This is a genomic window from Thermostilla marina (assembly GCF_054657455.1).
On record NZ_BAAHYR010000001.1, the window covers coordinates 1,974,385 to 1,997,938 of the forward strand.

At 58.7% G+C, this 23,554-nt stretch carries 19 protein-coding genes; 12 read left to right on the plus strand and 7 right to left on the minus strand.

The annotated features are described in order from the left end of the window. Nucleotides 1-23: 23 nt before the first annotated feature. Complete coding sequence (gene fliR, locus ACYQ2I_RS07185; RefSeq protein WP_460166328.1) at nt 24-818, plus strand: flagellar biosynthetic protein FliR; 795 nt, start codon at nt 24-26, stop codon at nt 816-818. Nucleotides 819-865: 47 nt separating this feature from the next. Next, a complete protein-coding gene (gene flhB, locus ACYQ2I_RS07190) occupies nt 866-1,945 on the plus strand; it encodes a flagellar biosynthesis protein FlhB (protein WP_460166329.1) in 1,080 nt (359 codons plus the stop codon). A gap of 33 nt (nt 1,946-1,978) precedes the next feature. Here the strand turns inward: flhB and ACYQ2I_RS07195 are convergent, their stop codons facing one another. Continuing rightward, a complete protein-coding gene (locus tag ACYQ2I_RS07195; protein ID WP_460166330.1) occupies nt 1,979-3,184 on the minus strand; it encodes a sulfotransferase family protein in 1,206 nt (401 codons plus the stop codon). 361 nt (nt 3,185-3,545) lie between these two features. Here ACYQ2I_RS07195 and flhA point away from each other — a divergent pair, with 361 nt between their 5' ends. The 5 genes from flhA to ACYQ2I_RS07220 all read left to right on the plus strand — a co-directional run bounded on the left by flhA (nt 3,546) and on the right by ACYQ2I_RS07220 (nt 9,223). Further along, nucleotides 3,546-5,642, plus strand: coding sequence for a flagellar biosynthesis protein FlhA (flhA, locus tag ACYQ2I_RS07200; RefSeq protein ID WP_460166331.1), 2,097 nt, complete (start codon nt 3,546-3,548; stop codon nt 5,640-5,642). A gap of 62 nt (nt 5,643-5,704) precedes the next feature. Further along, nucleotides 5,705-6,952: a flagellar biosynthesis GTPase FlhF gene (flhF, locus tag ACYQ2I_RS07205; protein ID WP_460166332.1), complete on the plus strand. Its 1,248-nt coding sequence runs from the start codon at nt 5,705-5,707 to the stop codon at nt 6,950-6,952. Nucleotides 6,953-6,984: 32 nt separating this feature from the next. Continuing rightward, nucleotides 6,985-7,905 carry a MinD/ParA family ATP-binding protein gene (locus ACYQ2I_RS07210; protein WP_460166333.1) on the plus strand — a complete coding sequence of 307 codons (921 nt, stop codon included), beginning with the start codon at nt 6,985-6,987 and terminating at the stop codon, nt 7,903-7,905. Between the two features lie 189 nt (nt 7,906-8,094). Then, nucleotides 8,095-8,322, plus strand: a complete 228-nt coding sequence (locus ACYQ2I_RS07215) for a hypothetical protein (protein WP_460166334.1) — start codon at nt 8,095-8,097, stop codon at nt 8,320-8,322. A 118-nt stretch (nt 8,323-8,440) separates the two neighbouring features. Continuing rightward, on the plus strand, nt 8,441-9,223 hold the full coding sequence (locus ACYQ2I_RS07220; protein WP_460166335.1) for a FliA/WhiG family RNA polymerase sigma factor: 783 nt from the start codon (nt 8,441-8,443) through the stop codon (nt 9,221-9,223). A gap of 79 nt (nt 9,224-9,302) precedes the next feature. On the opposite strand, the gene ACYQ2I_RS07225 is transcribed toward ACYQ2I_RS07220, so the two are convergent. Both ACYQ2I_RS07225 and ACYQ2I_RS07230 read right to left on the minus strand, forming a co-directional pair. Beyond that, entirely contained in the window at nt 9,303-10,034 is a 732-nt protein-coding gene (locus ACYQ2I_RS07225) for a hypothetical protein (protein ID WP_460166336.1), read from the minus strand. A gap of 128 nt (nt 10,035-10,162) precedes the next feature. Beyond that, nucleotides 10,163-10,357 carry a hypothetical protein gene (locus tag ACYQ2I_RS07230; protein ID WP_460166337.1) on the minus strand — a complete coding sequence of 65 codons (195 nt, stop codon included), beginning with the start codon at nt 10,355-10,357 and terminating at the stop codon, nt 10,163-10,165. Between the two features lie 932 nt (nt 10,358-11,289). Between ACYQ2I_RS07230 and ACYQ2I_RS07235 the strand changes: the two genes are divergently transcribed. The 5 genes from ACYQ2I_RS07235 to ACYQ2I_RS07255 all read left to right on the plus strand — a co-directional run bounded on the left by ACYQ2I_RS07235 (nt 11,290) and on the right by ACYQ2I_RS07255 (nt 20,260). Continuing rightward, a complete protein-coding gene (locus tag ACYQ2I_RS07235; protein ID WP_460166338.1) occupies nt 11,290-12,282 on the plus strand; it encodes a substrate-binding domain-containing protein in 993 nt (330 codons plus the stop codon). Nucleotides 12,283-12,328: 46 nt separating this feature from the next. After that, complete coding sequence (locus ACYQ2I_RS07240; RefSeq protein ID WP_460166339.1) at nt 12,329-13,861, plus strand: sugar ABC transporter ATP-binding protein; 1,533 nt, start codon at nt 12,329-12,331, stop codon at nt 13,859-13,861. Further along, nucleotides 13,861-14,955, plus strand: coding sequence for an ABC transporter permease (locus tag ACYQ2I_RS07245; RefSeq protein WP_460166340.1), 1,095 nt, complete (start codon nt 13,861-13,863; stop codon nt 14,953-14,955). The genes ACYQ2I_RS07240 and ACYQ2I_RS07245 overlap by 1 nt, the downstream gene beginning before the upstream one ends. Before the next feature lie 560 nt (nt 14,956-15,515). Then, a complete protein-coding gene (locus tag ACYQ2I_RS07250; RefSeq protein ID WP_460166341.1) occupies nt 15,516-18,032 on the plus strand; it encodes a methyl-accepting chemotaxis protein in 2,517 nt (838 codons plus the stop codon). Nucleotides 18,033-18,343: 311 nt separating this feature from the next. Further along, nucleotides 18,344-20,260, plus strand: a complete 1,917-nt coding sequence (locus ACYQ2I_RS07255; RefSeq protein ID WP_460166342.1) for a right-handed parallel beta-helix repeat-containing protein — start codon at nt 18,344-18,346, stop codon at nt 20,258-20,260. Nucleotides 20,261-20,287: 27 nt separating this feature from the next. On the opposite strand, the gene ACYQ2I_RS07260 is transcribed toward ACYQ2I_RS07255, so the two are convergent. The 4 genes from ACYQ2I_RS07260 to ACYQ2I_RS07275 all read right to left on the minus strand — a co-directional run bounded on the left by ACYQ2I_RS07260 (nt 20,288) and on the right by ACYQ2I_RS07275 (nt 23,392). Next, entirely contained in the window at nt 20,288-21,403 is a 1,116-nt protein-coding gene (locus ACYQ2I_RS07260) for a hypothetical protein (RefSeq protein ID WP_460166343.1), read from the minus strand. A gap of 162 nt (nt 21,404-21,565) precedes the next feature. Then, nucleotides 21,566-22,060: a hypothetical protein gene (locus ACYQ2I_RS07265; protein ID WP_460166344.1), complete on the minus strand. Its 495-nt coding sequence runs from the start codon at nt 22,058-22,060 to the stop codon at nt 21,566-21,568. A gap of 261 nt (nt 22,061-22,321) precedes the next feature. Continuing rightward, entirely contained in the window at nt 22,322-22,597 is a 276-nt protein-coding gene (locus ACYQ2I_RS07270; RefSeq protein ID WP_460166345.1) for a hypothetical protein, read from the minus strand. A gap of 120 nt (nt 22,598-22,717) precedes the next feature. Next, nucleotides 22,718-23,392 carry an FHA domain-containing protein gene (locus ACYQ2I_RS07275; RefSeq protein WP_460166346.1) on the minus strand — a complete coding sequence of 225 codons (675 nt, stop codon included), beginning with the start codon at nt 23,390-23,392 and terminating at the stop codon, nt 22,718-22,720. Nucleotides 23,393-23,554 lie beyond the last annotated feature (162 nt).

A 23,554-nucleotide genomic window follows, 5' to 3' on the forward strand; every position in this document is an offset into this window, starting at 1 on the left:
TTCGCGAATCGGGGGCGAGTTTCATGGATTGGTTGGCGCAGCTACCCGCCGAGAAATTGATTCTTTTCGCGCTGGTGTTCGCTCGCGTGAGCGGCCTGTTCATGGTTGCGCCGATTTACGGTACAAACGACATTCCGATGCGGATTCGGGCCTTGTTGTCGTTTGCGGTCGCGGCCTTGGTGATGCCGGGGGTGTGGTCGGTCGAGGTACCCGATCCGGGAAATGTCGTTGTGTTTCTTATTTGGATTGCCGCTGAAGTCGCGATCGGCTTCGTATTGGGCTTCGGTGTCGTCGTCTTGGTGAGCGGCATCGAATTGGCCGGCGAACTCGTTGCTCGGATCGGCGGAATCATGCTTGCAGATACGTTCGACCCGAGTTCCGGCAGCAACGTTCCGTTGTTCAGCCGTTTGTTTTCGTTGATGGGATTGGCGATCTTCGTGGTGTTGGGCGGCCATCGAATCTTACTCGACGGCTTGCTCACGAGTTTCGATATTGCCGCGCCCGGGGCGGGGTTGCTTCCGGTTCGGGCGCCCGAGGTGTTGTTGTCGTTGTTGGCCGAGAGTTTCGTGTTAGGCGTGCGGGCGTCGGCACCGGTGGTGACCGCCTTGTTGGTGGCCATCCTGGTATTGGGCTTGATCAGTCGGACCGTTCCGCAGTTGAATATCTTGGCCGTCGGATTCGGCTTGAACGCGATGCTGACGTTTGCCGGATTACTGATTACCGTCGGCATCGTTGCGATCGTTTTCCAAGAACACCTCGAAGTGGCGTTGGATCGCCTCATCGAGCAAATCCGGTATACGACCACGGCCTTGAGTTGATTTCGTTGGAAGATCCGTCGCTCCCTCCGATTGCTTGACACGAGTCCATGCCCGAGCAGAACGGCGAACGCTCCCATGATCCGACCCCGCATCGCAGGCGGAAGGCTCGCGAGCAAGGACAGGTGGCGCGCAGCCAAGACTTGACCTCGGCGGTGATTCTGCTGGCGGGGGCCGTCGCCGTCTTGGTGGCGGGAGAACGATTCGTCAAACTGCTGACCGACTTCACACGACATCAATTGGGTGGACCTACGATCGTCGCAGCCGACTTCGGAACGCTCGTGCGATTCCTGCATCAGGTTGCGTGGGATACGGCGTTGGCTGTGGCACCGATTTTCGTCGTTGTCTTCCTGGCGGGGGTTGTGACGAATCTGTTGCAGATGGGGTTTCTGTTTCTTCCCGAGCGACTGGTTCCCGACTTGAACCGGGTGAATCCTATCAAGGGATTGGAACGGTTGTTTTCGCTGTCGAACGTCGTGCGGTTGGCGTTCGGTATCTTCAAACTGTTGGTCGTCGCGTCGGTGGCGGGAATATTCTTGACATCGCAGTTTGAATCGATCTTGAACGTGGCCGCCTTGTACCCCAGCGAGATCGCCTCATTTATCGCCGATTTGTTGGTCTGGACGACCATTCGCGTGGGAATCGCCCTGTTCGTGCTCGCCATTTTGGATTTCGGCTTCCAGTATTGGAAGAACGAACAGGATTTGAAGATGACGACCGAGGAGGTCAGAGAAGAACTTCGGAACCTGGAAGGGGATCCGCAGGTCGCCGCCCGACGGCGCGTCGTGCAACGACAACTGGCATTGAATCGCATGAGTCAGGCGATCCCGAATTCCGACGTGGTTGTGACGAACCCTACCGAGCTCGCCGTGGCCTTGAAATACGATCCCGAAACGATGGCCGCGCCGGTCGTCACGGCCAAGGGGGCCGGGCTTACGGCTCAACGCATTCGACGTCTCGCCTTGGAACACGGCATTCCCATCGTCGAAAAGAAACCGTTGGCGCAGGCGCTTTACAAGAACGTCGAAATCAACCAGCCGATTCCTCAAGACTTGTACGCCGCCGTGGCCGAAGTATTGGCTTACGTGTACCAGCTCAACGGTAAGAAGTTTCCGAAGCGGGCGGCATGACCGACGCACGTTTCGGAGGACGACGTCTTCGCGTCAGTTGCCGGATTTCTCTACGCTATCGGGGGAACGATCCGACGCGGTCGCTTCTTCCGCCGTCGAGATCTTTTCGTAGCCGTAACGTTCCATGAACGACGCCCAACGCGCGTCGATTTTGCGTCGCAGTTCGTCGGGCAATGTGTAGCGGTTCTTCTTGTAATTCTTGTGGCTGTCGGCATAGGCCTGAACGGCAGGGCGGACCCGTTCAAAGTCGCCCAAGTCCAGCTCGCGGTAGATACGTTCCAGTTCCCTCACCGGATCGGCCGTCAGGTCTTCGAAACGGACTTCAGACAGGCGGTCGGACGGGATCAGTTCACGATCACGTTCGAAGGCCTCGTACATCGTCAAAAAGGTTTCGAAGACGTACTCTTCCAGGTTTTCGAAACGGGGCACTTGAAGGCCCTGATCGCGCCAAAGCCGCTTCCAGAGGTTGATCGTCGAGGGAAAAACGGAATAGGGATGGCGATAGATGTGGACGAAGCGGGCGCGAGGAAAAATCTCCAAGAGCGTTCGAATCCTCGCCGTATGCGGTGGGGACTTGAGAACCATGCGTTTCGGATTGCGTAGCGAAACCGCTTGGAGAAAGTGCAACAAAGCGCCCTTCCAGCGGGCCCTTTCGATCGGCGACACCTTGTCCAGCGTTAGGAAGGCATCGTATCGTCGCTTTTCGTTGGGGAAGATCATGCTCAAGTAGGGCGAGGGAATTCCTTGGTTGCACAGCGCGAACTCGTCTTCCTGCGGTTTGTCCCAGCCGAACTCCATGTTGTCCATGGGCCGTGTTTTGGGCATCAACAACGACAAGAAAGGGACGAGGAATCGCCGCGAGACGAGAAAATGATTCGGCGCGAAGCAGGCGTAGGTGTCGGGAAAAGCGTGCTCCGGATCGAGAATCATCAATTCGTGCAACAGGGTTGTTCCCGAACGCCAATGTCCCACGATGAAAATCGGATCGTCGGCCAGTCGTACCTTGGCGATTGCGCGGCCGTAGATCAATTTTTGAATGATTGCCAGAACGGAATTGAAAATTCCCACCAGCAGGAGGATCGTTGCCATGGCCCACCGGCTGGGGGCGATCCGAAAGCCGTGTGCGGCGAGGATTCGCAGCCAAGCCGAGAAGGTCATTCCCTCCCAAAACCGCGGAATCCACGGTTTGTCGACGTATCCCCCGACGGGAGCCGATGTTGTGACATCCGATTGGGACATGGTGGGCCCTGTGAAATTGAGGACTGAGACCGAGACGACGCCTGAAACCTCTCGCCTTTTTCAAGATTCTCTATTTTGTTGATCCTCGCAAGGTGAGATGGGGGCTACGTTTTTCCCCATCGGCAAAAATCGTCTCTTTCGCCTAGGAAAGACGCGATGTCCGGCCAAGAGAGTGTTGTCGCGGGAAAAAGGCCTGATACCGAGGGGGGCGGCAAGCTCGCCGGTGGGGTAAATTCATCTGGAAAATGACGCCCGGTTTCGCTACTGTTCGGTGCTCCCCGGAATGGGAGCGGCCGCTCCAGCGCGTGGCGGCCGCTAAGATCGCTGTGTCGTCAGGAAAAGGGAGTTTCCGAACCACACGATGGCTACGACGGCCCCGGCACCCCAAAGCGGTTTGCTCGGCATTGCCCGACCGCAAGAGCTGGTGTTCCCGATTGGGATCATCGCCAGCGTTCTGGTTTTGCTGGTTCCGTTGCCGGTAGGGTTGATGGACTTGCTGTTGGCCGCCAACATCACGCTGGCGGTTATCATGCTGCTGACGACCATCTACGTACGCACGCCGCTGGAGTTTAACATTTTTCCGTCGCTGTTGTTGGCCTCGACGTTGATGCGGCTGGTGCTGAACGTCGCGACCACGCGTTTGATTCTCACGCGAGCCGGCGAGGCCCGGCTCGATGCTGCCGGCGGCGTGATTCGTACCTTCGGCGAATTCGTCGCCGGCGACAAGATCGTAGTCGGCTTGATCATTTTCGTGATCATCGTGGTGATTCAGTTCGTCGTGATCACGAAGGGGGCAACGCGCATCAGCGAAGTGGCCGCCCGATTCGCCTTGGACGGGATGCCGGGCCGGCAGATGGCCATCGATGCGGACCTGAGTGCCGGGATCATCGACGAACACGAAGCGCAGCGCCGCCGTGAAGAAATCACTCGCCAGGCCGACTTCTTCGGGGCGATGGACGGTGCCAGCAAGTTTGTACGCGGCGATGCGGTCGCAGGCATTATCATCACGCTCGTGAATATCATCGGCGGCTTGTTTATCGGCGTCGTTCAGATGCAGATGTCGTTTGCCGATGCGGCATCTTTGTTCACCAAATTGACCATTGGCGACGGCTTGGTGAGTCAAGTTCCTGCTTTCTTGATCTCGCTGGCGGCCGGTTTGCTCGTCACCCGGAGTAGCCAAGAGATCAATCTTCCCGTCGAATTCGTGCGGCAGATGTTTGCACGCCCTCAGGCGTTGGCGGTCGCGGCGGGGTTCTTGGGGGTGTTGGTGTTTACCCGTTTACCGGCGGTACCGTTGTTGTCGCTTGCGGCCGGTTGTGTCGGATTGGCCGTCGTCTTGGGACGCGAGACGAAACGTAAGCAGCAGGTTGCCGCGAAAGAAAAGGAGGCCGAGGCCAAGAAAAAGCCCGAGGAGCGTATCGAAGACTACCTCGTCGTCGATCCGATGGAGGTGGAAATTGGCGTGGGGCTGATTCGCTTGGCCGATCCCAAACGGGGCGGCGATTTGCTCGACCGCATCCATCGGATTCGTAAGAACGTGGCCGCCGACATCGGAATCATTTTGCCGAAGGTTCGCATTCGCGACAACTTCCAGTTGGATCAGCACGCGTACCGAATCAAGATCGCCGGCGCACCGGTGGCTTCCGGCACGGTTTATCCCGGCATGTTGCTGGCGATGGATTCGGGAATGACTACCGGAAAGATCCAAGGCGTGGAAACGAAAGATCCGGCGTTCGGCACACCGGCCTTGTGGATCGAACCTTCGATGCGCGATCGGGCGGAAATGTACGGTTACACGGTCGTCGATCCGACGGCCGTCATCGCGACGCACTTGACCGAGACGATTCGACGTCACGCCGACGAAATCCTCACCCGCGATGCAACGCAGCACTTGATCGACGAGTTGAAGAAGACCTCACCGGCGGTCGTCGACGACTTGATTCCCAACGTCATGCGGCTGGCCGAAGTCCAGCAAATCCTGCAAATGCTGCTGCGGGAACAAGTTCCGATCCGCCAGCTCGGCGTGATCTTGGAGACGTTGGGCGACTACGCCGGACGGACGAAAGACCCGATTTTGTTGACCGAATTCGTGCGGGCGCGGCTGGCCCGAACGATTTCCACCCGTTATCGCGATGCCGAAAACCGGTTGCACGTGGTGACGCTCGATCCGACGCTCGAAGATCGGATTCGTGCGGGATTCGAGCACAATGAGCGAGGCCTGTTCATCCGCATGGCTCCGCAGATGATCGAAAAAATCAGCCGGGCGATCGCCGCCCAAGTGGAAAAATTGACCGCGGCCAATCGACCGCCGGTCGTGTTGGTCAGCCCGCAGATTCGTGCCGCGTTGCGTGAGATGACGGCGGCTCATCTGCCGAATCTAGTCGTACTCAGCTACAACGAGGTTACTCGTGATACGCGGATCGAATCGGTAGGGATGGTGGTCGACAGTGACAAATAGCGATTGAAACCGCGTTTTTCCAAAAACGGCGCGAAATCGGAAACCGTTGACGAGGATGCGAGATGGATATCCGCACGTTTCGAGCTTCCAGCATGCACGAGGCGTTGGCATTGGTTCGAAAGGAGCTTGGACCGGACGCCGCGATATTGCAGACACGCGAGGTTCGCACGAGTCGTTTGTTTGGCCTGTTGCCGGGGGCACCACAGGTTGAAATCACCGCCTCGACTTCGGTCAATGTTCCCAGCCGCCTGCCGCCGCGGGGACATCGCGTGGAAGCGGTGGCAACCCCGACGTCATCAGCGGTTCATGCGGCCGAAAATACGACGGCGCCGGCGATTGAACGGCCGGTTGTCGCCGGCGCCGCTCATGCCGGTCTCGACGGTGGACTCGACCTGACGCGAGCAACCGTCGCGCGATCCGCTCGGACCGACGACGATGTCCGCGGCCAGCTGGCACAAATGCAGCAAATGCTTCAGGAGCTGTATCGGAAGACGGGAGCGACGCCGCAAAACGATTGGCCCGAAGCGATCTTCAAATTGTTCACCGATCTGATTGAGGCGGATGTGCCTGAAGACGAAGCTCGAAAGATGATCGAGACCGTTCGCGGACAGGCCGGAAGCAAAGAGCTTACCGATCCCCTGTTGTTGAAGACGCGATTGGCCCGCATGGTCGAATCGGCCATTTCGGTGTGCGGCGCGATCGAGGTCGTTCCGGGCCAGAGGCGGGTAGCGGCTTTGATCGGTCCGACGGGAGTCGGGAAGACGACGACGATTGCCAAGTTGGCCGCCAATTATCGGCTTCGTGAAAATCGTAGCGTCGGGCTCATCACGGTCGACACCTACCGCATTGCGGCGGTCGAACAATTGAGGACGTACGCCGAGATCATCGACTTGCCGATGGAAGTCGTATCGTCGCCTCGCGAGATGCGGGAAGCCATCCGCAAATTGGCTCATGTCGATCTCGTATTGATGGACACGGCCGGGCGTAGTCCGCGCGACAGCATCAAGATTCGGGAGTTGCGGGCATTCCTGAACGAGGCACAAGCCGACGAAGTGCACCTGGTGCTCAGCAGCGTTTCCGGAACGAAGGCGCTGCGTCAGACGATCGAGCAGTTCGAGGCCGCCCAGCCGACGGCCATGATCCTGACAAAGCTCGACGAAGCCCCGGCTTTGGGCAGCCTGCTCGAGGTACTGCGCGACAATCGACTGCCTTTGAGTTACCTGACGAACGGGCAGAGCGTGCCGGATGACATCGAAGTGGCGCGAGCCGGGCGAGTCGCCCGCATGGTTTTGGGAATCGAAACCGTTTAGACGCGAGTGTGGCATAGCAAGCGAGGTGAATCGTGTACACGGCACACGATCAAGCATTTCGACTGCGTGATCTGGTCCGGCGCCGCTTGGCCGGATCGGTGGTAGTGCCGCCGCTGCTGGTGCCGATCTGCGCCGGAAGCCGCAACGTCGGGGCGACAACCGTTGCGGTCGTCATCGGAGAGCGCTTGGCCGAAGAGGGAAATCGCGTCGTCCTGGTGACCTCGGAGAACGTCACGCCGGAGGAGACCGAGGGGGCGGAAAAAACTGCCGGCTGGCAGGGGATGCTTTCGGGTAGTGTGGGATTCGTCGATGCCGTCGTGCCCGGAAGTCGCGGAATGCTGGTTTTGGAGCCGGGAACGCCGTCGGAGTTGTTTGCGGCCGGCACGCGGGTGGAAAAAAGCGATGCTGTCGTGGCTCGGTTAGCCGCCCTTTTGAGGCAGCAGGTCGAGACCGACTACGTGCTGATCGACGTCGGTGCCGGTTGCGGGGCTTGGTGTCGCGCATGGCTGGGCATCGCCGATACCGGATTACTCGTATGTTCGCCCGATTCGACCGCGATCGTGGCCGGCTACAGTTGGATGAAATCGGTCGGTGCCCAGTCCGTGGCTCGGTCGGTCGCTCTGGTGCTCAATCGCGCCGCCGATGCCCAGGCGGCTGCCGACGTACGTCGGCGGTTGGAGGAAGCATGTCGCCGATTCTTGGGCGTCACAATCGGATGGGCAGGGCGGTTGCCGGAAGTCGAATCGGTGGATGATTCGGACGCTCCTTGGCGCAGAACGCACACTTCTTTGTCCCGGGAAGCGGCCGCGATCGTCGAGCACGTGATGGAACGACGGCAACGGCAACGGGCATCGCTCATCGCGAAAAGTGGGGCCTCGCTCGAAATGCGTGCGGCAAGCACGACTTTGCGTGCTGATGCAGCGCAACCGACAAACGAGATCGAACGACGTTAGGCTCCAAACCCGCTGCAAAAGCCAAAATCCGAGAAAAAGACACAATTGTCGCGGCTGTGAATGCCGATAGCTTGAAGGAGACTGAATAGCGTAGTGCTTGGCAAAGTTTAACGCTTGGGATGAGTTGGTGGGCCGTCGCGAGGCAGGGCTGTGGCGAGAATCTACGCAGGAGTCCTGGGACCATTGGCGATGACTGCGACACTCATCCACGGGCTGTTGCATGCGGGCAGCACGAACGATGTGTTGTTTCGATCGTGGATGGCCCTTTGCGTTTTCAGCGTGGTCGGCGCGATTGTCGGAGCCGTCGCCGACCGGTTGGTGACCGAAGCTGTCAAGGAGCAGATGGAACGCGAATTGGCATCGCAACACGGCACTTCGGAAGGGTCGAAGGACGAAACCACGAACCGATCGTCGTAGTTCCGTTCGAGCCCGGCCAAGCAACGCAACACGGAATTGGTAAACGCGTAGTAAGCGGCACGATCCTTTCCCGTGGAAACGACGCGCCGCCAAGGAATGCACCTTCAGGGAGGAGCCCATGGCGACGACTCTCGCTCCGGAAGATGTGGAGCAGTTGTGGATCGCGTTCAAAAAAGATCCCACCAACAAAGAGCTTCGCAATCGCCTGGTGGAAATCTATTTACCGCTGGTCAAGTACAACGCCGAGCGTATCTGGTCGCGCCTGCCCGAGGGCGTGGAGCTGGACGATTTGATCTCGGCCGGCGTTTTCGGCTTGATGGACGCCATCGACGCCTTCGATTTGTCGCGCGGTGTCAAGTTCGAAACGTACTGCGTGCCCCGAATTCGCGGTGCCATGCTCGACGAACTGCGGACCATGGACTGGGTGCCGCGGCTCGTGCGCGCGAAGGCCAGCAAGCTCAATGAGGCCAAAAAGAAATTGGAGGCCAAGCTCGGACGCCAGCCGACTGAAAATGAATTGGCCGAGGAGCTCGGCCTAACGGTGCCCGAACTCGAACGGATGATGGTCGAGGCCAGCGCCGTCAATCTCGTCAGCTTGAACAAGAAATGGTATGAGACCGACAGTTACAAGGATGTGCGGGAAATCGACATCCTTGAAGACAAACGCGGCGAGGACCCTACCCGCCGAATTCAGAAAACGGACTTGATGCGGTTGATCACCAAGGGGCTCAACCGAAACGAGCGGCTGATCATCATTTTGTACTACTACGAAGAGCTGACGATGAAGGAAATCGGCGCGACGCTCAACCTTTCGGAAAGTCGCGTCAGCCAGATGCACAGCTCGATCGTTCAGCGATTGCAACAGCAATTGGCCAAGCGCCGAACCGAGTTCGGTAGCTGAACGGCCGAATCATCGCCCGACGGGCTGCAATATTCGTGCGGGGAGCGTTTCAAAGACGTTCCCCGCTTGCATTTGGTGGCTAGACGTTCAGGAACCCAACCAACAATCCCCCCAGCAAAACGCCTAAGACAACCACGGCTATTGCGATTTTCCAGGTCGGCACGGCCGGTTCGGTTTCCGAGACGCCGATTCGGTGGTCTGCCAGCCGTTCAGGCGAAACGGGAATACCGTCCGGGAAAGAGTGGTTGCACCATGGGCACCGGTTTGCCATCCGCGGCCGGAACGGTTCATCGCAACTCGGGCAAATTACCAGGTTCGGGGCGTCTTCCACGTAGCCTTCACCGTCATCGGCGGTCGGGTCGGGACGTTTCGCAATCACATCGGACGTCTGGGGGCCGCATCCGCACTCGCCGGTGCTACAGGCCTCCTCTGTGGTTGTGAATTCTTCGGGAGCGATCGAGTCCGGCTCTAAAAACTCATTGCCGGCTGTTTCGCAATAAGGACATACGGCTAGTCGCGGTTTTCCGCAATCCGGACACGTGGGCCAATCGGCCGCCTTTCGGTGTCGAGGCGTGTCGGGCGGGAGTTCGCTTTGGGGCGTCCCCAACAACGCACGCGCTTCCGCTTCTTGGGCCTTGGGAACGCATAGCGTGTGCCGTCGTCGCAGGCCGTACACGTCGGTCATGCCTGTTGCCGTTCCGAGTTGCTCGGGGATTTCGGCGCGTATCCCGTGATCCCGCAATCGCTCACGCAGGTCTTGCAGTTCGATCAATGACCCGCTTTCGGCAACGGTTACCCAGTCGTCCGTCATGGCGGCTTCCCTCGACAGTGAAGAGATGAGAACATCGAGTTGCCGCCATTATACGACGTTCGCACTCCTATACCACGATCGGCGAGACGTGAGGCGCTGGAGATAGACCGGCAGTCGTTCGGATCACGCTAGCACGGCTTGATGATCGATTCGCTGCGCTTGATTCGCCGCGGCGAACGGTGTTTGGCGATCAAACGACTGAGATCGGCGCGAATCGTTTCGCAGAAGTTTTCGTAGGCCTCCCGGTCGACTCGGATCGGCACATCCGAGGCTTCGTGTGCTCGGCGACTGTCGCGGCTGCAATCGAACTTTGCACCCTTCATAAAGTCACCTCACGCGAGACGAGAGCAGAGCGGGTAATCCGTTGGGAAACGGAATCGGAGGCCCTCTGGTGATAGCATCGGCCGATACGTGCACCGGCGATCGGCAGATTCTTCAGAGATCATCCCAATCCTTCCCCAACAACTTCCACGATAGTCGGTTCTTGTCGTTTGGTAAAGCGATTGGCTTCGGCGAAATCTTGCCGCCGGCTTATCGTGAAACCTCGATACTTGATGTGCCGACGCGGCGTAACATGCACACTGAACATGACTTGCGATCCCGAACTTCGGCATCGAACCGGCTCCGACAGTGCTTCGCCGCCCGTTCCACTTTCTTGGACGTATTCTGGCCGCAATTGGTTCGCACTTGCGCGTTTGCCGGCAAAAGCGTGTAAATATGGGGGGATTGCAAAAGCAGGGGGGCTGTCACGGCGTTTCGCAGAATCGCGCGATCGAAACTTCCGACCGGTACGGTTGATGCGGCAAGGTCCTGATGCGTGATTTCTGATTTTGTCATGCGGCCGCATGGCGCCGAAAAAATGACTGTCTCCCATTGCTCGCTTACGGCAAGTCGCGTCCGCCTGTGCTATGGGGGGCAGAGGACGGCAACATCAAGTCGGCAGTGCCGGGGGGATGGTCGAAGTGTTCGCTGGTTCCAAATCTCCGAAAGATTGGGATTTGTGGCGATTGTTCCAAGATGGCAAGCGAAGAAGTCAGGCCGTGGCACGCGGCCGAAGAATAGGCCTTGCGGTGGTTCGGCGAGCGATGGCGAGAAATTTATCGGCGCAAGATGGTGCACGTACCCCCGGGGCTTGCTACAATGAAAGCTTCGGCGATTGAGGATGGTGGTTCGCAAATACATGCGATTTTGCCGCAAGCGGACGTCGCCGATCCTGAATGATTCTCACGCTTCGTGACCGGCAGGGAGACAAATCATGCGAAAGAAACTTGCCTGGCTCGTGCTCGTTGGGGTTGTCCTGACGTTCCCCGTTTTCGGATGCAACAAAGGTCAGCAGGCCGACGACGGCAAGCTTTCGATCGCGGTCATTCCCAAGAGTACCGGTGCTGAATTCTGGGAAACGGTGGAAGAAGGCGCCCGCGAAGCTGCCGAAGAGTTGAACGTCGATATGCGGTGGGAGGGCCCGCTCACCGAAACCGAATTCGCCGAGCAAAACCGCATCATCGAGAACATGATCAGTTTGCAGGTGGACGGAATCGCTCTTGCACCGCTGAACCGCGTAGCGATGAAGCCCACCGTCGAGCGGGCCGTCGAAGCAGGCATTCCCGTGGTGATTTTCGATTCGTCCGTCGATACCGACACTTACGTGAGCTTTGTCGCGACCGACAATAAATTGGGTGGACGTCTCGGTGCCGAGCATTTGATCAGCCTGTTGCCCGAAGGGAAAAAGCGGGTGATGGTCATGCGCTTCGTGCAGGGTACCGGCAGCACGGAAGCTCGTGCCGACGGCTTCATCGAAAAGGCGAAAGAGGCCGGCTTGGAGGTCGTCGAAGATCCTTATCCGGCGGATGCCACGGTGGCCGGCTGCAAGAAAACCGCAGTCAATACACTCGAACGGCTGGTGAAGGATAACCGCCTGGAGTTGGACGGTATCTTCGCGTGTAACGACCGGGCCACGTTGGGAGTGTTGGAAGCACTCAACGATCTGCAGGGTGGCGGCGTGACCGTCGACGTCCGATTCGTCGGCTTCGATTTTACGCCCCGGCTCGTGGAGGCAGTCCAGAAAGGAACGATCGATGCCTTGATCGCACAAAATCCCAAGAAAATGGGGCGTCTGGCTGTCGAAACACTGGTCAAGCATTTGCGAGGTGAAGAGGTCCCCAAATATATCGACACCGGGGTCACGATCGTCACGAAAGAAAAACTTGAGCAGGATCCGGCCGTTCGTGCGTTGGTAGGGCTGAAGTGACGAAAGCGTTGCCGATGGTAGGCGGCAGGCGATAGCGAGAAGCAACATGAGTGTGGGCATCGAATCGACGAATACCGACCGCCTCGTGATGCGCGGCATCAAGAAAGCTTTCGGCGCTACGCAGGCGCTCCGTGGCGTCGAAATTCATGTTCGTCCCGGCGAGGTCCATGCGCTGGTCGGGGAGAACGGGGCGGGCAAAAGCACGCTCATGAAAGTGCTTTCGGGGGCCCACAAGGCGGATGCGGGCGAAATGTTCCTTGACGGTAAGCCTTTCGAACCCGCGAATCCGCTGGACGCGCGGCGACAGGGGGTCGCGATGATCTACCAAGAGTTGTCGCTCGCCCCGCACTTGACCGTTATGGAGAACATCTTCTTGGGGGTGGAGCCGACTCGGCGCGGGTTGCTCGATTGGAAGACGCTGCGCCGCAAGGCGGAAGATGCTCTTGCCCAGTTGCGCACCGACGAGATTCGACCCGATGTCGAAGTCTCTCGCCTTTCGATTGCCAATCAACAGATGGTCGAAATTGCTCGCGCATTGGCGCTGGATGCCAAGGTCGTCGTTCTCGATGAGCCCACCAGCAGTCTGACGCAACGCGATGTGCGGCGTTTGTTCGACCTGATCTCGCGACTGAAGGCCCAGGGATTGTCGATTGTCTACATTTCGCACTTCTTGGAAGAAGTCCAGGAGATCAGCGATCGGTTCACCGTCCTCCGAGACGGAGAAACCGTCGGTACCGGGATAACCGCCGAGACGTCGGCCGACGAGATCGTCACGATGATGGTCGGTCGGGAAGTGAGCGACTTGTATCCCCACTCGCAACGCGAGTTCGGCGAGGTGCTTTTGGAACTCGACGGGCTTTGCGGCATTGAAAAACCGAAAGACGCGCGACTTACGTTGCGACGCGGCGAAATCTTGGGCATTGCCGGGTTGGTCGGTGCCGGACGAACGGAGTTGATGCGGGCAGTATTCGGCCTCGATCCGGTGGTGTCCGGAAAGGTGTCGGTGGCTGGAAATACGCAACCTGCGACGCCGGCATTGCGGTGGCGCCAAGGGGTCGGGATGGTCAGTGAAGACCGAAAAGCCGAAGGGCTGGCTTTGGAGCTGAGCATTGCCGACAACGTTACACTGCCCAAATTGGACGGGCTTGGGCCCTGGCGGTTGGTAACTCCCGGCCGACAAGCCGCGGCCAGCAGGCGCTGGATCGACGCTATTCCGATCAAGTGCCGCTCTCCATTTCAATCGGTGGTCGATCTCTCGGGTGGAAACCAACAAAAGGTGGCGATTGCCCGGTTGTTGCATGCCGAGGTCGATGTCCTCTTGCTCGACGAGCCGACTCGAGGGATCGATGTCGGCGCCAAGGCGCAGATCTATCGCTTGATCGACGAATTGGCCAAGGGGGACCCGGCCGAAGGGCGAAAGCCTAAGGCGGTCTTGATGGTGTCCAGCTATTTGCCCGAACTCATGGGGTTGTGTGACACGATCGCCGTTATGTGTCGCGGTCGGATTGCCGACGTCCGTCCGACGGCGGAGTGGACCGAACACGAATTGATGCTCGCAGCCACGGGTCAACAGCAGTGATGAGTAACCTCACAAAGCAAAACGAAAACGGAACTCCGAACGAGAATTCCTCGCTTGGGGCGTTTTGGCAGTCGCCATGGGTCGAGACCGCGGGACGTTTCCTCGCGTTGGTCGTGGTGTTTGTGCTGTTCTGCGCTCTGGTGGGCCCGACGTTCTACTCGGCACGCAACCTCGAGAATATTCTGCGGCAAAGTGCCGTGTATGCCACGGCATCGCTGGGAATGACGATGGTGATCATCACCGCCGGGATTGACTTGTCGGTCGGCTCGATCATCGCGTTGACGGTCGTCGTCGTCGCGTGGACGTTGAATCTCAATTACGAAGTCGTCGTCGGTGGAGAAACGCAGGTCGTATACCTGGTCGACCAGTATCCCCGTTTGATGCCGCTGTTGGCGATGCTGTGCGGCTTGACGGCTGCGACGCTGGCCGGGTTGCTCAACGGTGTCACGATCGTGTGGATGCGATTGGTGCCGTTCATCGTCACTTTGGGAACGATGGGCATCGTCCGCGGCCTGGCCGAGGGGTTGGCCAAGGAACGCGACGTGTATCCGCACGATCCGACGTGGCTCGCGGATATCCTGGATCCGACGATTACGGCAAAGGCCCCCACGTTTGGAAGCCTGCTTCTGCCCTTGGGCGTCTGGATTCTGTTGCTCAGCGCCGTGGCCGCCGCTTTCTTGCTGCGATACACCCGGTTCGGTCGGCACGTATTTGCAATCGGCTCGAACGAGGAGACGGCACGGTTGTGCGGCGTGCCTGTCGGCCGAACGAAAATCGTCGTGTACACGTTGGCCGGCTTCTTCGGTGGATTGGCTGGATTGATGTATTTCTCCCAGATTGGAGGGTTTGGGACCCCGTCGGCAGCGGTGGCTTACGAATTGTATGTCATCGCGGCCGTGGTCATCGGCGGCGGAAGCTTGATGGGCGGACAAGGTTCCATCCTCGGTAGTATGATCGGCGCCTTGATCATCACAGTCTTGTACATGGGGGGAGAGCAGGCCGGGTGGCCCAAATGGGTGCAGAAGATCGTCATCGGCGCGATCATCGTGGCAGCTGTGAAGATCGACCAAATGCGACGGGCAAACACTCGGTGAGCAGCGTGCTGAAGAAGGATGGCCTGCGTTCAAGCCGACGACATCAGGCCTCTTGAGTTTTGTGCGTTCGGACTGCCCAAATTGCGTTAATTTTGGACGATTGGGAAAACACCTCATGCCTTGGCGGCAAAGGTTGCATATCCCGTCAAATGGCCAAGAAGAAAAGTCCGAACACGATCACGATTTTCTTTGCCTGCTGCGCAACAAAGGCCTACGGTTGGGGTGAAAGAGGGGCTTGCTGAATTCTTCTTCGACGAGCGCAGCTTGGGGCAAGTAGGCAGCTTTCTCTTGGCGACCCGAAGACATTGCGGGAATCTAACGACTGAAGATCGGGTCGTGGCAAACGTGTGACGAGTGCGCCGGCATCCGTGAGATGTCGAACAAGGCGCCGTTGCGCTTCTGAAACGTACGAGGAATTTGTGCGCCGACCGTGCGCATCTACGGGGCCGGTCTGCGCTTTGGGGGCAAGGGGAGCGACTGTGAAACGAAAAGAGGCAGACGTGGCCTCGAGGGAATTCGCCGTCACCCCTGTGAACACGCTACCGGTAAGGAGAAACCTCATGTTCAAGTGCCGAACGTTCTCCATTTGTGCGAAGTTGGCGCTAGCCTTCGCAATGATCGGGCTCATGGTGGTCGGGCTGGGGATGTGGACCATCCACGGCGTCGAAAGCCTGTCGCAAGATGCCGATGAGCTTGCGGATGCGAACGCCATTCGCGCCGAACTCATTCAACGAAATCTTGACCACTTGAACTGGGCCGAAAAGCTCCGGGAGTACGTGGAAAACCCGCAGTCGGCCAAGCTGGAAATCGAAACCGACCCTCAGCAATGCGGCTTCGGACATTGGTTTTACGGCGACGGACGGCAAGAAGCCGAAGCCGTACTACCGGCGTTGAGCGGCAACTTGGAGGCGATCGAAGAGCCGCATCGACGGTTGCACGAGTCGGCCGTCAAGATTGCCCAGGTTCGAACGACCGGCGATCCAAGATTGCCCGAATTGTTTGCCGAATTGAAGGCGGCGCATATCGCCTACGTCGATCGCGTGAAAACGGCGATTTTGGAGAATCCGCGCCAGTGGCCGAAACTGCCGTCGGCCACAGAGTGCGACTTGGGTAAATACCTTGCAAGTGATCAGTGCCGCGAGTTGATTGAGGGGGATGCGGCTTACGCTTCCGCCCTTCAGGCGGTGGCGGTGCAGCACGCGGCGCTCCACGCAGCGGTCGATGATGCCGCGGATGAATACCGGTACAGTCATGAAGGACTGGTCGATACGTTGCGAATGCGTCTCGACGATCATCGACGATGGGCGGAGCGGCTTTCCGAATGTTTACTGATCGACGCGCCCATCGACGTGGAAACGGACCCCACCAAGTGTGCCTTCGGCAAATGGCTGGCCGGTGACGAGTGCCGATCGCTCGAAGCCGAGTGGCCGGAGTTTGCCCTAATCATGGCGGAGGTTCGTTCCGCCCACGAACGGTTGCATGCCTCGGCGATCAGCATTCGCAATGCTGCAGAACCCGAGAAGCGGATCGAGATCTTTCGCGAGCAAACCAAGTCGGCCTTGGCCGACGTGGCCGGAAAGTTTACCGAGCTGATTGCCCTCGAAGCCGGGAATACAGAGAAGGCACGGAAAGCCGAAGCGATTTTGCGTGATCGCGTGCTTCCGGCGTCGCAGGGAATCTGTGAAGGCTTGGACAAAGCGCGGTTGCATGCTTTGAGCCAGCTCGAGGGTTGGGAAAAAGCCAGGCAGATATACGCACAAGAGACCGTTCCCGCACTGCACGAGGTGCAGAAGCACCTCGAGGAGATGCGAAGTACGGTTGATGCCGACATGATGACCGACGAGATCCTGAGAGAACACGTGGCATCGATCCGCAGCGGCATCATGGTTGTGACCGCTTTGGTCGTTGTGGCGGCGATCGGTTTCGGAGTGTTCTTCATCCGAAACATCAAACGTCGGTTGGGAAGCGTCATCCACAGCCTAAAAGAAATCGCCCAAGGTGACGGCGACCTGACTCGGCGGATGCCGCTGCCGAAGGTCAATTGCTCGGCGCGCAAGAATTGCGGCAAGAAGGAATGCCCCGAGTTCGGCCGCAAGTCGAATTGTTGGGATACGGTCGGTTCGAACGCCGTGGGCGAAATCCACTGTCCGGCGATCCTTTCCGGGAAGTACGAATCGTGCTGGGAATGCGAGGTCATGCAGAGCTGCGTGCGGGATGAATTGGACGAACTCTCTGTGTGGTTCAACACGTTTGTCGCCCAGCTCGCCCGGATTATCAACGGGGTTGCCGAAAGTGCCGACCAGTTTGCCGAGGGTGCGCGAGTGGTGGCCGAGACGTCACAAGAACTGTCGGCCGGCGTACAGACCCAATCGTCGGCTGTCGAACAGATCAACAGTGCCATGACGCATTTGTCCGAGTCGATTGCGGCCGTCAAGACAAACATCGATGCCGCCGATGAGGTCGCCCGACAGACGAGTACCCTGGCCGAAGGCGGCAGCAACGCCGTGACGAAGTCGATCGAAGCGATGACGCTTATCCGCGAAAGTTCCGAGAAAATCGGCGAGATCATCCAAGTCATTTCGGAGATCGCCGGTCAAACGAACTTGCTGGCACTCAACGCGGCCATCGAGGCCGCTCGTGCCGGTGAACATGGGATGGGGTTTGCCGTGGTGGCCGACGAAGTTCGCAAACTGGCCGAACGATCGAACCAGGCGGCCGGTGAGATCACCGCCCTGATTCGCGATTCGATGCATCGCGTCGAAGAGGGAGCCCGTTTGAGCGAAGAAACCGGACAGTCGCTCCAACAGATCTTCTCGTCGGTCGAAGATACCGTGGGCAAGATCGCAGAGATTGCCGAGGTGACGGCTCGCCAATTCGAAGACGCCCAAGAGGTGGCCAAGGCCGTCGAGGGGGTGGCTTCGGTGGCGGAACAGAGCGCTGCCGGCAGCGAAGAATTGGCCAGCAGCAGCGAAGAATTGGGGACTCAAGCGGCTTCGCTGCGCGACATGATCGCCCGTTTCAAGACCGGGCGGGAAATGTCGGCCGGGCGAGGTTCCGAATTGCCCGTCGTCTCGTGAAGGGCGCGTTTGGGGGCTTATCGCGCCTTTGGGGGCCGCCGATGCCGGGGCGATGCAACCGGCTGCCCCCGCGGAATCATCTTCATCTCTCGGCTCGGGTCCGCCTGCCGCCCGTAGCCCTCAGCCCGTCGGAGCGGTCTCTTCCCGCCGCTCCGACTTCTTTCATTCGATACGATTTTTTGTCAGCGCACGAAACGCAGGTGAAATTGCATTTGCAAAGTGGTGGACCGACAAATAAGCTTTACCCTATCTTGAACGCCCCCGAACCTTTTCCGCCTCGTTTTCTTTTTAGGCAGAAAGGGAGTCGTAACATGCGGTACCGTGTGGTTGGTTTGGTGTTGATGGCGGCACTCGTGGCCTGTGGCGCGGTTCAGGCTCGAGAATGGCACGTCGCAAAAGGTGGTTCGGACACGAACGACGGATCTGCGTTGCATCCGTTGAAGACGATTCAAGCGGCGGCCGAACGGGCTGTGCCGGGAGACGTCGTTACCGTCCACGAGGGCGTTTATCGGGAGCGTGTGGCTCCTCCACGCGGCGGCCGATCCGATAGCGAGCGAATCGTATTTCAGGCGGCGCCGGGCGAGCGCGTGGTCATCAAGGGCTCCGAGCCTGTTCGCGGCTGGATGCCGGTCGGAGAGGATACTTGGAAGGTGACGTTGCCGAACACGTTTTTCGGCGACTTCAATCCGTATGCCGACGAAATTCACGGCGACTGGTTCAATCCGCGAGGACGTGTGCATCACACGGGGGCGGTGTACTTGAACGAACATTGGTTGACGGAAGCCGCCAAGCTGGAGGACGTCTTGGCGCCCGCCGGAGAACAACCGCTGTGGTTTGCCCGCGTCGACGACGCCACGACGACGATTTGGGCACAGTTTCCGGAAGTGAATCCCAACGAGGCGAATGTGGAAATCAACGTTCGCCAAACGGTTTTCTATCCGCCGCATCCCGGAGTCGATTATCTGACCGTGCGTGGATTCGTCATGATGCACGCTGCGACTCCATGGGCTCCGCCGACCGCCGAACAAAAAGGGTTGATCGGTACCCATTGGTCCAAGGGATGGATCATCGAGGACAACGATATCCGCTATTCCGTGTGCGTCGGGATCGCGTTGGGGAAGTACGGCGACGAATTCGACAATACCTCGCAGAACACGGCGACCGGTTATGTTGAAACGATCAATCGTGCGCTGGCGGTCGGTTGGTCGAAAGAGAAGATCGGCGGGCACATCGTGCGCCGCAATCATATTTCTCATTGCGAGCAAGCCGGAATCGTGGGCAGCTTGGGGGCGGCATTCAGCACCATTACCGACAACGAAATTCACGACATTCACGTGCGGCGACTGTTCAGCGGGGCCGAAATGGCCGGAATCAAGATTCATGCGGCCTTGGATACCTTGATCGCCCGCAACCACATCCACCACACGTGCCGGGGCATTTGGCTCGATTGGATGGCTCAGGGAACGCGCGTCACGCAGAACTTACTGCACGACAATGAGGTTTCCGAGGATCTGTTCGTCGAAGTGGATCACGGGCCGTTCTTGGTCGACAATAACCTGATGTTGTCGTGGGCGCCGAAGAATCCCGGAGAACCGTTGCGAGGCTATTCCGTCCGCAATTGGTCCGAGGGCGGCGCGTATGTCCACAACCTGTTTGCCGCGGGCGTGTTGATGCGTCCGGAATTGCGGCGAAAGACGCCGTACATGAAGGCGCATTCAACCGAAGTTGCGGGGTTGATCGAAATCCAAGGCGGCGATGACCGGTTCTTCAACAACATCTTCTTGCATCGAGTGAGTGACGGATACAAAAACTTGGCAATTCAACCGCTATCGGGCGGAAACGTGTTGGTCGCCGTACCACAACAAACCGGCGAAGGCCAAGACGGACAGCAAACCGTTACGCTACCGGAGCCTGAGATTTCCGGTGTGGTGGTCGTGGCCGGAAATCCGTTTTTCGAACTGGCGAAGCGTGACGACGGCTACTATTTGCGATTCGAAGGCGACCCGAGCTGGCGCGAAGCCGCTCAACCCCAGGTCGTGACCACCGCGCTGTTGGGCAAGGCAAGGATTCCGGATCTGCCGTTCGTGCAACCGGATGACTCGGCTTATCGGATCGTTTCCGATTTCTTCGGCCGTCCGCGCAACGAGTCGGCACCGTTCCCCGGACCGTTTGCAATCGGCGAGGCGTGGCCTGAAGAAATCAAAGTGTGGCCGATCGAGCAGCCGTAAGGATTTGAGCCGCAACGGGCGCGGCGGTCAATGCGATCCGAATTCCGCTAAGAACCGTCGCGCCCGCATCAGCACGTAGGGATCGCCTTCGCGTGCCAGCACCTCGACCTGACGGCGAACGGCTTCTATCTCTTTCGCTCGGGTTTCGAGCAGGTCGAGAAGATACACCTGTTCGTGGGCGGGCAGGTCTTGCAGCTTCGCGGCCAGCGCCGACCAAAAATCGGGAGACAAACCCTGACAGCTTTCGAAGTATCGGTACAGCAGACGAGTGGAACCGGGATTCGTGCCGTACAGCGGGATCAGCTCCGATGCCAATCGGCGTGAGTCGGAAGCCGAACGCTCGAGGTAGTCCAACGCCAGACGGCAGTTTTCCAATCCTGCGGTTTCGAGGATTCGGAAGCATTCCTTGCGGAATCGCCCGTCGGGTGTTTCGAGGATCAACTCCAGAGCAAATCGCACGACTTCGGGGTCGCCGTCGGCCAGCATCTCGCGGAGCCGCCGTTCGTCCATTCGGCGGATGGTTTCCGCACGAAGTTTCGCAACGATCGGTCCGTTCACCCAGTGCCATAAGACCCAGCTTGTGTAGGCGGCTCCCGGTACGACGGCCTCTTGGATCGTCAGCGGAGTCGGCTCGCTGACAGCATCGGGAGTCGGGGGGCTCACGGCGTTTGCGCCGACCGAAAAGTCATTTGTCTTGGTTTCTTGTTTTGACGACTGTGCTGATGCGGTGCTTGCGGGCACTGCGTTCGGAGCGAACAGTTCGGCGGGGAAGGGGCCCAGCAGTGAATCGCGGTCGGAAAGAATGCGGTCCAGTCGCTGATAATCGGCCGCCGTGAACGGATCGTGTTCCTTCTTGGTCAAAGGCAGCTTGGCGGGGACCTCGAGAGACCGGTACCGGCCGATCGCGTCCCAGGTCAGCGTAACATCCAAAGGTCGGCATTTTCCGTCGAAACAGGTGGCACTTTGAAGCCGCATGCGGTAGGTCGTCGGAACGCCGTACCGGTCGAGCGCGATTTCAATACGACACTGCTTCGGCGGCTGGTCCGGATACAACGGATCGGGCAAGGCAACCTGCATGGTCGCCGAACGGACCGTACCGGTGATTCCGACGGCTGCCGTAACCAAAAGCAAAGGCGCGATCATGGAAGGCATATTGCGAGAAAGTTGTGCGTGAACGGGGTGACGCCGCAACCATTACTTTACGCTAAACCTGTCGGCGGACAAACTCATGGTGTTGCGGACACGCCTGCGCACAAAAAAGCACGGGCTGGGCGCCCGTGCCGAAAAGTGCAGTATCGGAAACCGTCATGTGGTCGCCGCTAGTTCACCCGCCTCTTGCGGAACGTCTTCGCCGCCTTCCGGGGGGGCGGATTCCTGCGCATCTGTGACTTTACGGTAGCCTAGGTTTCGCAGCACCTCGAGGATTTCACTGCATGTGGGGAACATGCGCCCGCTGGTTCGCTTGTATTCGTCCAATGCGACCATGAACTCAATTTCTTCGGGGGTGTAGTCACGCTCGCATGTGGTGGGATCGATCTGTCGGCGCCGTTGAACCTTAGGACGCGGCTTCAATGCGAGCTTGTCGGAAGCCTTGTCCGTTGCGCGACGACCACCCTTGACCGGTTTGCTTTTGGGGCTGCGCCGATCGAGCGTGACCGTATCGGGGCCAAGTTCTTCCATGATTTCCCGGGCTGCTTCTTCCGCGGTACGAGTCTTGGTCGTGCGCTTGCGCTTGCTACCGGTGGCGGCAGTCTTGCCTTTCTTGGTTGCTTTGGGCGTGCGTTTCTTGGTGCTGGGCACGGTCGAAGACCTCCAATCTCAGACTGTGGGAACCATTGCGTGACGGCCTAGACCTTCGGAGGGCAGGAACGCCTGTTGGAGCGAGCAATGCACTGGCAAATGCTCTCGGCAGGACAGGCGTGGTCTAGGAATCGGGAGGGCGGTGTGTTCCCTGCCCAGGGAAATATAGCACGTGGGCGCAATCTAGGCAGACTTTTCTTGAAAAAATGCCTGGAGAAGAGTTGTCGGCAAATGTGCCGGAGATTCCCACAAAAGAGGGGACTAGCCTTGCTGTTTTCGGATTCCGATGGAATCGGTTACTTTGTGGACAATGTCCCGGAATTCTTGCGGGGAAACGTCTTCCAGGGCTTTGCCTCGTTCCTTGAGCTGCTCGTTGATTTTGATGGCCGTCTCTTGCATGATCGCGTGCGTATCCTTGCTTCCCCCATAAAGGAAGAAGTTCTTTCCGCGCGTGATTCTGGTTTGGCCGTCGTCTCCGTCCAGTCCGAGGCCGAGCATACCCGCCTTTTTCTTCGGTTTGGGAGTGTTCGCGTCCACGCGAGGCCCCTCGTATTCGTCGTCTTGTGGCTGCGAAATTTCCAAACGCACGGCCGCCCGATATTCAGGCGGCCGTCGCCGTCATTCTCACGTAATCGTCACTCGGCAAGGCCGAGACGCTCAGCGTTTGAAAAAGTTTTTCAAAACACTGGCAGCCGCATCGCGACTATTACCGGCAGAAGGCTTCTGAAATTTCGGCGCTTTCGGTCCTTCCTGAGCTTCGTCGGCCGAATCGTCGTCCGAGAACAACGCCGCGATACGTTTCTTCTTTTCTTCGTCAAGTTCCTGCTGCGGCGGTTCGGCAGCCGGTTGGGCCGAGACATCTTCCGGCGTTTCGTTGACCCGCACGTCGATCGTCTTCGTTTCGGCCGTGGCCGGCGATTCGTCACCGACCGTACCGTCGTCGGTGAGCCATTCATCGACATCGAAGTCGCTTTGAGCGGCTTCGGCCGTACGTGCGGCGGCCTCTTGAACCGATTCGACCTTGGGCTTCGTCGCCGGTTGCCCGACTTTGACGACGAACTCAAGGACGCCGACGATCAACTTGTCGCCGTCGGAGAGGGGGCATTCACCCCGCACTCGCTGACCATTCACGAATGTTCCGTTCTTGCTTCCGAAGTCTCGTACCGCCAAGTAGTCGCCATCGAGAATGATGGCGCAATGGTGACGGCTGACGAGTTCACTTCGGGGGCGGAGATGGCAGTCTTCGGAACGGCCGATGTAGAATCGCGGACCTTTGACGGTGACCGCCTTTCCTGCCAGCGAGCCGCTGGCAACCACCAATTTGACATCCATTGTACCCAACCCTAATCACAGAGTAACGAGGCACCACGGAAGGCCTCGGGGAAAAGTATGGACCTCTGTGACGGCTGTCGTGCGAGCACGGAACAACTCCACGGCATCGCGCCAGCCAGGGGCCCCCCAACACGAAATCAGTCCGAAAACAGCACCAATGGA